Here is a 12,318-nt window from a genome sequence, read left to right on the forward strand (position 1 = left end):
GATGTGAGACGACTACGGAAAGGAGCGGACACATGACCGCCGATCCCGAACATCCCGTCGTCCATGGAGAACTCGCAGAGTTACGACGCCGCCTCGATGTGGCGTACGCCCGCGTCGAGGGCGGACTGGCTCTGCTCACCCACCGCACCGAGGAGACCGTCAAGGAACTCGACGAACTGAGCACCCGGCTCGGCTCGCTGGAACACGCGCGCTGGCCACTGCCCTCGATCGCGGCCGTCACGGCGGTCGGCGCACTGGCCGTGACGGTCTGGCAGGCCCTCGGCCACTAGGTCCCGTGCGGGACGCCCTGGGGGATTCAGGGCACGGCGTCCTGCCCGAGCCTGAGATGGTGCAGCAGCAGTAACGCGGCCGCCATGTTGGCGGCCGGGACCTCACCGCGGGCGACCATGTCGGGGACGAGCTTGAGGGGGACCCATTCCCGGCGGTCCGATTCGAAGTCGTCCACGGGATGCCCGATGAACTCCCCTTCGTCGGCCCAGTAGATGTGGTGCCGGGCGTCGGTGAGCCCGTTGGACGGCTCCACGCTCATGAGGTGGCGCAGAGGCCCCGGCCGCCAGCCGGTCTCCTCCTCCAGTTCCCGGGCGGCCGCGTCGGCGATGCCCTCGCCGTCCTCGACGACACCCGCCGCGAGTTCCCACCCCCAACTGTCGGTGATGAAGCGGTGGCGCCACAGGAGAAGGACCTCGTTGGCCTCGTTCACCACCGTGGCCACGGCGACGGGCCGCAGCCGTATGAGGAAGTGGTCGAGATGCCGACCGTCCGGGAGTGCGACATCGGCCAGATTGACCCTGAACCAGCGGTTTTCATACACAGTTTGTTCGTTCTGTTTCGTCCACTGCACGGTTCTGCCACCTTCCGCTGAGTAAGTGGCAATATCGCAGCAGGAGCAGCCGGACAGCAGGCGCACGGCGAGCGGCTCCGCGCGCCCCCATGGGCGCGGGCGTCGGTCCCGGCCGGGTCGTACCGGCGGAAATACGGGGGTTTACAGCGGTACGCGCAGTGCCCCGTCGATGAGCTCGGCGGCCTCGGCCGTACCGGCAACGCCGCTGCGCACCAGGTGTTCGCGCACCGCGCGCAGTCTGTCGCGCACGCGCTGGGACTCCATCCCCCGGGCCTGCTCGGCCATCCGCACCGCCGTGGCCAACGCCTCGTCGACGTTGCCCCGGCGCAGTTCGATCGTGCTGAGCATCGCCAGCCGGTGCACCCGGCCCCGGTCGTGGGCGGGGTTGTCCACGGCGGCCGCCGCGTGCTCCCGGGCGGCGGCCAGCTCACCGAGGCTGAGCAGCGCCTCCGCCACCTGGACGTTGACGAGGCCCGGCTGCACATAGCCGGTCTCGTCGGGCTCGTGTCCGCGCCGGATGCGCTCGGCGGCCGCCTCGGCCCGCCGGATGCAGGACAGGGCGCTCGTGCCGTCACCGAGATGGGCGTACGCCTTGGCCTGCATCGCGTACAGATCCGAGGCGAGCGCGGGGGTGATGTGCCGTCCGGCGGTACGCAGCGCGGCCTCGGCGAAGGCGACGGCCTGGCGGTACTCCCGCATGAACAGCGACTGGTTGACCAGCAGCGCGATGACGTAGGCGCCAAGTCCCCGGTCCCCGCTGGCCTTTGCCAGCCTCAGGGCCTGGTGGAAGTAGCGCTGGGCCAGTCCGTGCGCGTCGGAGTCGTACGCGCAGATGCCGGTGACCGCCACCAACCCGCCGGTGGACCGGTGGAGTTGGCGGCCGGTGGCGTCTGTGTAGCTGCCGCGCAGCAGCGGGGCCGCCTCGGCGTTGAGGAAGCCCACGATCCGGCTGCGGGTCGCGACGCCGCCGGCCTTGCGGTACATCTGCTCGTAGTGGGTGCGAGCGGCGCGCAGCATCTCGATGTCGGCCGAGGTGACCCGGTGCCGGCCGCCGCGCGAGACGTCGACGTCCTCGGGCGGGTTCTCCCACTCCCACACCGGCATCACGGCGGGCGTACCGGTGACGGCGGGAGCGCCCAGGACGTGCGGGCGCTGCTGTTCGTCGGAGCGCCACAGTGCGGTGGCCCGCTCCACGAAGCCGGAGAGGGTGCCGTGCGGGGCCGACGGCTCGCCCGGGACACCGAGGCCGATGTCGTCGAGGGTGACCGGCCGGCGCAGCCGTGCGGCCAGCACCTCGCAGATCAGGTCGGGCACCTGGCCGCGCGGCCGCTGCCCCTTCAACCACCGGGCCACGGCGGTGTGTTCGTACCTCAGCGACAGTCCACGGGCCCGCCCTGCCTGGTTGACATGCGCGGCCAGCCCGGCATGCGAGATCCCCGCCTCGTCCAGGATCGCGTCGAGCAGAGTGTTGGGCTGCATGGGTGTCCCCCGGTGGATCCGTGCCGACAGAGTAGTGGGTACCGCTTCACACGGGGTGCGAACGGAGTGCGCGAAGCCGTGCTGTGCGTGCGCTGTTGCGGAGAGTCCCGGCCCGGTTGACTGAGATGCCTCGCAAGAGGCCGGCCGGGCCGCCGGCTCCCCCTCGAAAAGTACGGCGGCCCGCTTCCGCGCCGTCCGCCCGGCTGCCTGCCCGACAATCCGTGGCGGGGCGGACGGCGGCGGAACGGCGTCTCGGGGCTAGAGGTGGTTCGTCGGCTGAGGGTCGGTGGGCGCAGGCCCGGCCCGCGCCGTGGAGCCGTACGTGTCGCTGCCGTGCGGCCGCGCACAAGTGGGGCCGCGCAGCCGCTCGTTGCGCAGGACGAGCAGGGCCACGTCGTCGGCCGGGCGGTGACCGCTGTGCCGGCGCAGCGCGGTGAAGACGGAGCGCAGCACGGACTGCGGGGTGGCCGGGTGGTCACGGACCGCCGCGGCGATCGCGCCGGGCAGGCAGAAGAACCGGCCGCGGCTGTCGCGTGCGTCCTGTGCCCCGTCCGTGTGCAGCACGAGCGACTCGCCCGGCAGCAGATCTCCCAGGCACTGCGCGGGAAGGTCGTCCGGCAGCGGGAACGGTCCGAGCGGCGGCAGCGGATCCGGGCCGGCCAGGGGTTCGACCCGGCCGCCGCTGACCAGATACGGCCACGGGTGGCCGCAGTTCAGGGCCCGTACCTCGCCGCCGCGGCCGATCTCCAGCAGCAGTACGGTGACGAACTCCTCGGCGACCGGGGTGTCCGGCGGCGCACCGGCCGAGGGGTGCTCGGCGCGGGCCTGGGCGCGCAGGTGCCGGGCGAGCGCGCGGTCCAGGCGGCGCAGCACGCCGCCGAGTTCGGCCTCGTCGTGCACGGCCTCGCGGAAGCTGCCGAGGACGGCGGCGACGGTACCGAGCGCCCCGATGCCGTGGCCGCGGACGTCGCCCATCACCACCCGGACCCCGTGCTCGGTGGCGAGCGCCTCGTAGAGGTCACCGCCGACCGAGGCGCCGCGGTCCGCGGAGAGCTGGGCGGCTGCGACACCGAGGCCGTCGAGCCGCGGGGGCAGCGGCCGCAGTAGCACGCTCTGCGCGGCGCCCGCTACCCGGCGGGCCTGTCTGAGCTCGCGCAGCAGGGTCCCGCGGACATGGAGGACCAGTCCCGCGCCGACCGCGAAGAAGACCGCGCTGCTGACGACCCGTGCGCCCAGCCCGTTCTCCTGGGCGAGCGGACAGGCCAGCTTGTATGTGATCGCCACGGCGCCCCACATCGTGGGCAACCCCAGTGAGAGGGTCCTACGCAGCGGCAGCCTGATGCGGAACATGTCGATGGCCCCCCATCCAGGCCCTGACAGCGCAGACCGAAACCGGCCCCGAAAGGCCGGTTCGATTCTGTCGACCGCATTCCCGCCCGGCCCAGGACCCCGACAGATCTCACCCGATCGAGTGAGATAGCCAAAAAAGCACCCCAAAGGGGCGCGGGGAACTGCGCGACAAGCCACCGACCACCCGCAGCCGACCAGCAGGCCAGAAAGCGGCGCGGGGAACTGCGCGACCGGCCACCGACAACCCGCAGTCGGCAGACGACGCACAGTTCCCCGCCGGGAACTAACTCCGCAGCGCCGCCCCGGTACGCTCAGCGGCCAGCGCCACCGCAGCGTCCCGCGCAGCCGACGCCTCGTCGACCGTCAGCGTCCGGTCGGCGGCGCGGAAGCGCAGCGCGTACGCGAGGGACTTGTGGCCCGCGCCGAGCTGCTCGTCGTTCTCGTAGACGTCGAACAGCCGGATGGCTTCCAGCAGTTCACCCGCGCCGTCGCGCAGCGCGGTCTCGACGTCCGCGTGCGGGACCGACTTGTCGACGACCAGGGCGACGTCCTGGGTGGCGACCGGGAAGGTGGAGATGGTGGGCGCCTGCGGGGTGTCGTCGCCGACCTCCTCCAGGGCGTCCAGGTTGAGCTCGGTAGCGCTGGTGCGGGCCGGCAGGCCGAAGGCCTTGACGACGCGCGGGTGCAGCTCGCCGGCGTGGCCGACGATCCGCTCCGTGCCGTCGGCGGTGACGACGGCCAGTTCGGCGCAGCGGCCCGGGTGCCACGGCCCGTACTTGCCGCCCCGCACGATCAGCTCGGCGCCGGCCTCACGGGCGACGGTCCGGGCGGCCTCGACCGCGTCGGCCCAGTCGGCCGGGCGGCCCTTGCCCCACCAGCCGGCCTGCTCGCGGGCGCCCGCGAGGACGACGGCGACATGGCGCGGCTGCTCGGGCAGCGCGGCGTCGAGGGCGGCGATCTCCTCCTCGGTGGGACGCCGGTCCACGGGCGGCGAGACGGCGAGCCGCTGCTCCGCGCGCGGGTGGAAGACCAGCCCGGTCTCGAAGAGCGCCAGGTCGTGCGAGCCCCGGCCGTCGTTGCGGCGCAGCGCGCCGAGCAGGCCCGGCAGCAGCGACGTGCGCAGCGCGGGCTCCTCGTCGTTGAGCGGGTTGGTCAGCTTCACGACCCGGCGGGCCGGGTCGGCGGCGTCGAGGCCGAGCTGGTCGAAGACCTGCTCGCCGACGAACGGGTAGTTCGGCGCCTCGATGTAGCCCGCGCCGGCCAGCGCCCGGCCGACCCGGCGGTGCAGCCGCTGCCGGTGGGTCAGGCCGCGGCCCGAGGGGAGCTTGGGCAGCGTGGAGGGCAGGTTCTCGTAGCCCTCCAGCCGGATCACCTCTTCGGCCAGGTCGTTCGGCTCGGTGAGGTCGGGCCGCCACGACGGCACGGTGACGAGGAGCTCGTCCTGGCCGTAGACGTCGCAGCCGATCTCCTGGAGCCGGCGTACGACGGTCTCGCGGCCGTAGTCCACGCCCGCGACCTTGTCCGGGTGGCCGGCCGGCAGGGCGATGGTGTGCGGCGCGGACGCCGCGACGACCTCGGTGACGCCCGCCTCGGCCGTACCGCCGGCGAGCAGCACCAGCAGGTCCACCGTGCGCTGGGCGGCGGCCGCGGCGGCCAGCGGGTCGACACCGCGCTCGAAGCGCCGGGACGCCTCCGAGGACAGCTTGTGCCGGCGGGCCGTGCGGGCGATCGACACCGCGTCGAAGTGCGCGGCCTCGATGACGACCTCGGTGCTGGCGTTCTCGACGTCGGCGTGGTCGGCGATCTCGGTGTTGGCGCCGCCCATGACGCCCGCGAGGCCGATCGGGCCGCGCTCGTCGGTGATCACCAGGTCCTCGGCGTGCAGGGTGCGCGTGACGCCGTCGAGGGTGACGATCTTCTCGCCCTCCTCGGCCAGGCGCACGCCGATGGTGCCCTGGACCAGGTTGCGGTCGTAGGCGTGCAGCGGCTGGCCGAGCTCCATCATCACGTAGTTCGTGACGTCGACGGCGAGCGAGATCGGGCGCATGCCGACCTTCTGGAGCCGGCGCCGCAGCCAGATCGGGGAGCGGGCCTCCGGGTCGAGACCGGTGACGGTGCGGGCCGTGAAGCGGTCGCAGCCGGCCGGGTCGGAGACCTGGACCGGGTAGCCGAACGCGTTGGGGCCCGGGACGTCGAGCAGCGCGGGGTCGCGCAGCGGCAGACCGTAGGCGATGGCCGTCTCGCGGGCGACGCCGCGGATCGACAGGCAGTCGCCGCGGTTGGCGGTGACGGCGATGTCGAGGACCTCGTCGACCAGCTCCAGCAGCTCGATGGCGTCCTTGCCGGCCTCGGTCTCCGGAGGCAGCACGATGATGCCGTGGCTGCCGTCGTCGCCCATGCCCAGCTCGTCGCCGGAGCAGATCATGCCGTGGGAGGTCCTGCCGTACGTCTTGCGGGCGGCGATCGCGAAGTTGCCGGGCAGGACGGCGCCGGGCAGCACCACGACGACCTTGTCCCCGACGGCGAAGTTGCGGGCGCCGCAGACGATCTCCTGGGGCTCGCCGGTGCCGTTGGCGGTGCCGACGTCGACCGTGCAGAAGCGGATCGGCTTCTTGAAGCCCTCCAGCTCCTCGATGGTCAGCACCTGGCCCACGACCAGCGGGCCCTTGAGGTCGGCGCCGAGCTGCTCGACGGTCTCGACCTCCAGGCCGGCCGAGACCAGCTTCTCCTGGACGTCACGGCCGGTTTCGGTGGCCGGCAGGTCGACGTACTCCCGCAGCCAAGAAAGCGGGACCCGCATCAGATCTCCATCCCGAACGGCCGGGTGAACCGGACGTCACCCTCGACCATGTCTCGCATGTCTTCGACGTTGTGGCGGAACATCAGCATCCGTTCGATGCCGAACCCGAAGGCGAAGCCGCTGTACTTCTCCGGGTCGACGCCGCACGCGGTCAGCACCTTGGGGTTGACCATGCCGCAGCCGCCGAGCTCGATCCAGCCCTCGGAGGAGCAGGTACGGCAGGGCCGGTCGGGGTTGCCGACGGACTCGCCGCGGCAGACGTAGCACACCATGTCCATCTCGGCGGACGGCTCGGTGAACGGGAAGAAGTTCGGCCGCAGCCGGGTCTTCATGCCCTCGCCGAACAGCGACTGGACCATGTGGTCCAGGGTGCCCTTGAGGTCGGCCATGGTCAGGCCCTCGTCCACGGCGAGCAGCTCGACCTGGTGGAAGACCGGGGTGTGGGTCGCGTCCAGCTCGTCGGTGCGGTACACCCGGCCGGGGCAGATCACGTACACCGGCAGCTCGCGCCCCAGCAGGGAGCGGATCTGCACGGGCGAGGTGTGGGTGCGCAGCACGACACCGGACTCGGTGCCGCCGTCCGGGCCCTGCACGAAGAACGTGTCGGCCTCGCCGCGGGCCGGGTGGTCCGGGCCGATGTTGAGGGCGTCGAAGTTGAACCACTCGGCCTCGGCCTGCGGGCCCTCGGCGACCTCGTAGCCCATGGCGACGAAGACGTCCTCGATGCGCTCCGAGAGCGTGGTGAGCGGGTGCCGGGCGCCGCTCGGTACCCGGTCGTGGGGCAGCGTGACGTCCACCGCCTCCTCGACCAGCACCCGGGCGTCGCGCTCGGCCTCGAGCTCGGTCTGGCGGCCGGCGAGGGCCTTGTTCACGGCGCCCCGGGCCTGACCGACCAGCTTGCCCGCGGCCGCCTTGGCGTGCGGAGGCAGGGCGCCGATCTCGCGGTTGGCCAGGGCCAGGGGCGAGGTGCCGCCGGTGTGGGCGACCTTGGCCTCCTGGAGCGCGTCGAGCGAGTCCGCGGCGGCGAAGGCGGCGAGCGCCTCGTCCCGCATGCGCTCGATCTCTTCCGGTTTCAACGCCTCGACCTCTACAGGGTCGTACGACTTATTCGGTGCCGACATCTCTTCCCGTGCTTCCGGTTGGCTGGCTGAAGGTCCCCGTCACCGACTCGCTCGAAGAGCCGCCCCGGGACACAAAGGTGCCAAAGGCCGAGTCTAACGGGGTGAGGACGAACGGATGCGCCCGCGGGCTGCTCAGACCAGATAGGCCGGCATGCTCACGGGCAACGTAAATCGGAACTCCGCGCCGCCGCCGGGCGCGCGGCCGACCGTGATGAGGCCGCCGTGGGCCTCGACGATGCCTTTGACGATGTACAGCCCCAGGCCCGTGCCGCCGCGCTTGCTGCCCCGCCAGAAGCGGGTGAAGACGCGGTTCATGGACTCCTCCGGGATGCCGGGGCCCTCGTCACTCACTGTGACGGACGTGCCGATGTCCTCCCCCTCGCGGGGGGACGCCGAGGGCGTGACGTCAATCGTGACGGTTCCCTCGCCGTGCCGCACGGCATTTTCCAGCAGGTTGCTCAGCACCTGGTCGACCTTGTCGGGGTCGGCCCACAGCGCGGGCAGCGGCTGCTCGATCCGCAGCAGGAAGCGGTCGGCCGGCTGGCCGGCGGCGACGTACGCCTGGATGTGGCGGCCCACGGCCGCGCCCATGTCGACGGGCTGGCGGCGCACCTCCAGCCGGCCGGAGTCGATGCGTGAGATGTCCAGCAGTTCGGCGATGAGCCGGGTGACGCGGTCGGCGTCGGCGTCGACGGTCTCCAGCATCAGCCGCTTCTGGTCGTCGGTGAACCGCTCCCACTTGGCCAGCAGGGTGGCGGTGAATCCCTTGACGGAGGTCAGCGGCGAGCGCAGTTCGTGGGCGACGGTCGCGATCAGCTCGGCGTGACTGCGTTCGGTGCGGCGGCGCGCCTCGGTGTCACGGAGGGTGACGACCAGGCGGTGGAGCGGGCCGGTGGGGCGGGTACGGACGTACCGGGCGGACACCAGCACCTCCCGGCCGCCGGGCAGCAGCAGGTTGCGCTCGGGCTGGCGGACCCGGATGGACAGCCCGCCGTAGGGGTCGGTCAGCTGCCACCAGCGCCGCCCCTCCAGGTCCTCCAGCGGCAGCGCCTTCTCCAGCCGCTGCCCCAGGGCGTCGGCGGTGGCGGTCGCGGTGATCCGGGCGGCGGCGGCGTTGAAGCACACGATGTGGCCGTGCTCGTCGGCGATCACGAGGCCGTCGGGCAGCTCGTCGGGGTCGATGCCGGACCCGGCGGTATCACCGCAGCGGGAGGCGGGGACATGGCCCGCCGCGCTCGCTTCCGGTGCGCCGCTCGTGCCGACATTCATCCCGGTACCCCACCTCTCTGACGGCATGGGACTCCCCCTGCCGGCGCGCAGCCGAGAGCTCGGGGGATGGCCCCCGGGCTGGTCACCCTACTAGCTCTCGGTGACGGAGCGGCACCCTCCGGAGGCGCGCTGTGCACGGGCCGACGCGTAGAGACATACGGCGGCCGCGGTGGCGAGGTTCAGGCTCTCGGCCTTTCCGTGGATCGGCACGCGCACGACGGCGTCGGCGAGCGCGCGGGTCTCCTCCGGGAGCCCCCAGGCCTCGTTGCCGAACACCCAGGCGGTGGGCCCGCCCATGGTGCCCTGGTCGAGCTCGTCGTCGAGGTCGTCGTGGCCTGCTCCGTCGGCGGCGAGAATGCGTACGCCCGCGGCCTTGAGTCCGGCCACGGCCCGCTCGACGGGGACGCCGACGGCGACCGGGAGGTGGAAGAGGGAGCCGACGGAGGCGCGCACGGCCTTGGGGTTGTACACGTCCACGGAGGCGTCGGTCAGTACGACCGCCTCGGCCCCGGCGGCGTCCGCGCAGCGCAGCACGGTGCCGGCGTTGCCGGGGTCGCGGACGTTGGCGAGGACGGCGACGAGCCGGGGGCGGGCGGCGAGGATCTCCTCGAAGGGGGTGTCGAGGAACCGGCAGACCCCGACGAGTCCCTGGGGGGTGACGGTGGTCGAGATGTCCTCGATGACCTGCTCGTCGGCGAGGTGGACCCGGGCGCCGGCGGCGCGGGCCTGCCCGACGATGTCGGCGTAGCGCTCGGCGGCCTCGACGGTGGCGAACAGCTCGACGAGCGTGGGCACCGCGTCGCTGCGGTGGCCGGCGGCCTCGCGCACGGCCTGCGGCCCCTCCGCGAGGAACAGCCGCTCCTTGCCCCGGAAGTTCCGCCGGGCGAGCCGCCGCGCGGCCGAGACGCGGGGCGAACGGGGGGAGATCAGCTCGGGGGCGGCGGGAGGCATGGGGTTCACCTTCGAAAAGTCCAGGGGTTCTTGTTCGCTCCGCCGGGGGCCCGGAGCGGCCGGGGCCCGGACGGTACCCGGATCGGCCGGGGGCCGGACGGGGCTCGGGACCCGGACAGAACCGGCGGCCGGACGGGTCCTGGGCCGGCGTGCAGACAGAGTCGGACCCGCAGGCTGGTTCAGCCTGCGGGTCCGATCACGTCACATCCGGCTCGGGCCGGAGCGGCGTCACGCAGCCTTCGGCGCGTTCACGTCCGCCGGCAGAGCCTTCTGGGCCACCTCGACGAGCGCGGCGAACGCACCGGCGTCGTTGACGGCCAGCTCGGCCAGGATCTTGCGGTCGACCTCGACGTTCGCGGCCTTCAGACCCTGGATGAGGCGGTTGTACGTCATGCCGTTCTGGCGGGCCGCAGCGTTGATGCGCTGGATCCACAGCTGGCGGAAGTCACCCTTGCGCTTCTTGCGGTCGTTGTAGTTGTAGACCAGCGAGTGGGTGACCTGCTCCTTGGCCTTGCGGTACAGGCGCGAACGCTGACCGCGGTAGCCGGAGGCCGCCTCGAGGATCGCCCGGCGCTTCTTGTGGGCGTTGACTGCCCGCTTGACGCGTGCCACTTGTTTAACTCCTTGTAGCGGGGCCGTGGTTGTCTTCACACGGCCCGGAATCGATGGGGTCCCGGTCCAGACGTACGGCGCTCAGCGGCGCCCGTACGTCACTTGCCGAGAAGCTTCTTGATCTTCGCGGTGTCGCCGGGAGCCATCTCGGCGGTGCCGGTGAGGCGGCGCGTCACGCGGGACGACTTGTGCTCGAGCAGGTGGCGCTTGCCGGCGCGCTCACGGAGCACCTTGCCGGAGCCGGTGATCTTGAAGCGCTTGCTGGCACCGCTGTGCGACTTGTTCTTCGGCATAGCGCCGTTATCTCCTCGTCGGTGGCGCTCCTGTGCCCGGTCGTCAAACCGGGCACGGTGGAGCGTCGTCTCTTGTATCGGTTACGTCCTGGGACTCGCGTCCCGGGGGTCACGCCTCGGCGTGCTCCTCGGCGGGCGCCTCGGTCTCGACCTCGACCTCGGTGTCCGCCTCGGCGCCGGTGTCCGCGGGGTTCTGCGACTTGCCGGGGTTGGCCTTCGCTTCCGCCTTGCGGGCTTCCTGCGCCTGCCGGGCCTCGGCCATCGCCTCGGTCTTCTTCTTGTGCGGACCGAGGACCATGATCATGTTGCGGCCGTCCTGCTTCGGGTTCGACTCGATGAACCCGAGGTCCTGGACGTCCTCCGCGAGACGCTGGAGCAGTCGGTAGCCCAGCTCGGGGCGGGACTGCTCGCGACCGCGGAACATGATCGTGATCTTGACCTTGTCGCCCTGCTTGAGGAACCGGACGACGTGACCCTTCTTGGTGTCATAGTCGTGCGGGTCGATCTTCGGCCGGAGCTTCATCTCCTTGATGACCGTGTGCGCCTGGTTCTTGCGCGCCTCACGGGCCTTCATGGCCGACTCGTACTTGAACTTCCCGTAGTCCATGAGCTTGCACACGGGCGGACGGGCGTTCGCCGCGACCTCGACCAGGTCCAGGTCGTACTCCTGCGCAAGCTCCAGTGCCTTGGCCAGCGGGACGATGCCCACCTGCTCGCCACTGGGACCGACAAGTCGCACCTCGGGAACGCGAATCCGGTCGTTGATGCGGGGCTCGGCGCTGATGGATCCTCCTCGGTAGCACCACACGGCGGTCTGGCGGACAGCCGCGTAACGTCTCTGTTCGTTAGACCTAACCGCGCCGAAACACAAAAAATGCCCCGGACGATCACAGGCGGGGCTCCTCGAACTACCGGAACACCGCCGCGGTGAACGCGGGGCGCACTATCGGGCGGACCGCCGTCACAAAGGAACGGCGCCGCCTGACCGGTGACCCGCCGCCCCGGAGGGCGGTCAGGTGGGAGTTCGAAGCCTCCACTTGTAGGTCGGATCCGTGTGCCGTGGGCATACGTCTCCGACCGGTCGTTACACAAGGTTAGCAGCATCGGTCCGGAACGGCTAATTGAGGCCAAGTGGGGCCCGTTCCCGTCCGGGACCTATCGTGAGGGGCATGAGTGAGACCTCCCCCTCGGACACCCCCGAGACCCCCGGCACCAACGACTTCGACGCCATGACCCGCGACATCGCCGAGGTCCCCGCGGTCGAGGTGATCGTGACGGTCGCCGTCAACCTGATGAGCGCCGCCGCCGTGAAGCTCGGCCTGACCGACGAGGGCGACAAGTACAAGGACCTGGACGAGGCCCGCAAGCTGGTGCACGCCCTCGCCGGTCTGCTGGACGCGAGCACCACCGAGATCAGCTCGTTCCACGCGGCCCCGCTGCGCGACGGGCTGAAGTCGCTCCAGCTCGCGTTCCGCGAGGCGTCGATCGTCCCGGACGAGCCCGGCCAGGGCCCCGGCGAGAAGTACACGGGACCGGTCTACGGCTAGTCCCTCACTGTCAGGAAACGATCCGCGGCCGGGG

At 71.7% G+C, this 12,318-nt stretch carries 12 protein-coding genes; 2 read left to right on the forward strand and 10 right to left on the reverse strand.

Features of this window, described 5'->3' with window-relative positions:
- Positions 1-32 precede the first annotated feature (32 nt).
- Positions 33-290: a hypothetical protein gene (locus ACZ7OY_RS22375; protein ID WP_385532568.1), complete on the forward strand. Its 258-nt coding sequence runs from the start codon at positions 33-35 to the stop codon at positions 288-290.
- A gap of 26 nt (positions 291-316) precedes the next feature.
- Here the strand turns inward: ACZ7OY_RS22375 and ACZ7OY_RS22380 are convergent, their stop codons facing one another.
- From ACZ7OY_RS22380 to infC, 10 genes are all read right to left on the reverse strand, one after another.
- A complete protein-coding gene (locus tag ACZ7OY_RS22380; protein WP_471912964.1) occupies positions 317-862 on the reverse strand; it encodes an NUDIX hydrolase in 546 nt (181 codons plus the stop codon).
- Positions 863-1,003: 141 nt separating this feature from the next.
- Positions 1,004-2,341, reverse strand: coding sequence for a transcriptional regulator (locus ACZ7OY_RS22385; protein WP_471912965.1), 1,338 nt, complete (start codon positions 2,339-2,341; stop codon positions 1,004-1,006).
- Between the two features lie 258 nt (positions 2,342-2,599).
- A complete protein-coding gene (locus ACZ7OY_RS22390; protein ID WP_471912966.1) occupies positions 2,600-3,691 on the reverse strand; it encodes a PP2C family protein-serine/threonine phosphatase in 1,092 nt (363 codons plus the stop codon).
- Positions 3,692-3,974: 283 nt separating this feature from the next.
- On the reverse strand, positions 3,975-6,491 hold the full coding sequence (gene pheT / locus ACZ7OY_RS22395; RefSeq protein WP_471912967.1) for a phenylalanine--tRNA ligase subunit beta: 2,517 nt from the start codon (positions 6,489-6,491) through the stop codon (positions 3,975-3,977).
- Entirely contained in the window at positions 6,491-7,612 is a 1,122-nt protein-coding gene (pheS, locus tag ACZ7OY_RS22400) for a phenylalanine--tRNA ligase subunit alpha (protein ID WP_471912968.1), read from the reverse strand. The genes pheT and pheS overlap by 1 nt, the downstream gene beginning before the upstream one ends.
- A gap of 132 nt (positions 7,613-7,744) precedes the next feature.
- A complete protein-coding gene (locus ACZ7OY_RS22405) occupies positions 7,745-8,881 on the reverse strand; it encodes a sensor histidine kinase (protein ID WP_471912969.1) in 1,137 nt (378 codons plus the stop codon).
- 90 nt (positions 8,882-8,971) lie between these two features.
- Positions 8,972-9,832 carry a TrmH family RNA methyltransferase gene (locus tag ACZ7OY_RS22410; protein ID WP_351609488.1) on the reverse strand — a complete coding sequence of 287 codons (861 nt, stop codon included), beginning with the start codon at positions 9,830-9,832 and terminating at the stop codon, positions 8,972-8,974.
- A 228-nt stretch (positions 9,833-10,060) separates the two neighbouring features.
- Positions 10,061-10,444 carry a 50S ribosomal protein L20 gene (gene rplT, locus ACZ7OY_RS22415; protein ID WP_162469411.1) on the reverse strand — a complete coding sequence of 128 codons (384 nt, stop codon included), beginning with the start codon at positions 10,442-10,444 and terminating at the stop codon, positions 10,061-10,063.
- Positions 10,445-10,542: 98 nt separating this feature from the next.
- Positions 10,543-10,737 (reverse strand): 50S ribosomal protein L35, encoded by a 195-nt coding sequence (rpmI, locus tag ACZ7OY_RS22420; protein WP_055528302.1) that lies wholly within the window; start codon positions 10,735-10,737, stop codon positions 10,543-10,545.
- 109 nt (positions 10,738-10,846) lie between these two features.
- Positions 10,847-11,545, reverse strand: coding sequence for a translation initiation factor IF-3 (gene infC, locus ACZ7OY_RS22425; RefSeq protein ID WP_351611265.1), 699 nt, complete (start codon positions 11,543-11,545; stop codon positions 10,847-10,849).
- 361 nt (positions 11,546-11,906) lie between these two features.
- On the opposite strand from infC, the gene ACZ7OY_RS22430 reads away from it, so the two are divergent.
- The gene (locus ACZ7OY_RS22430) at positions 11,907-12,284 is read left to right on the forward strand and encodes a DUF1844 domain-containing protein (RefSeq protein ID WP_152893456.1); all 378 of its coding nucleotides are present in this window, start codon (positions 11,907-11,909) and stop codon (positions 12,282-12,284) included.
- Positions 12,285-12,318 lie beyond the last annotated feature (34 nt).

The organism is Streptomyces sp. NPDC107559 (genome assembly GCF_055657365.1).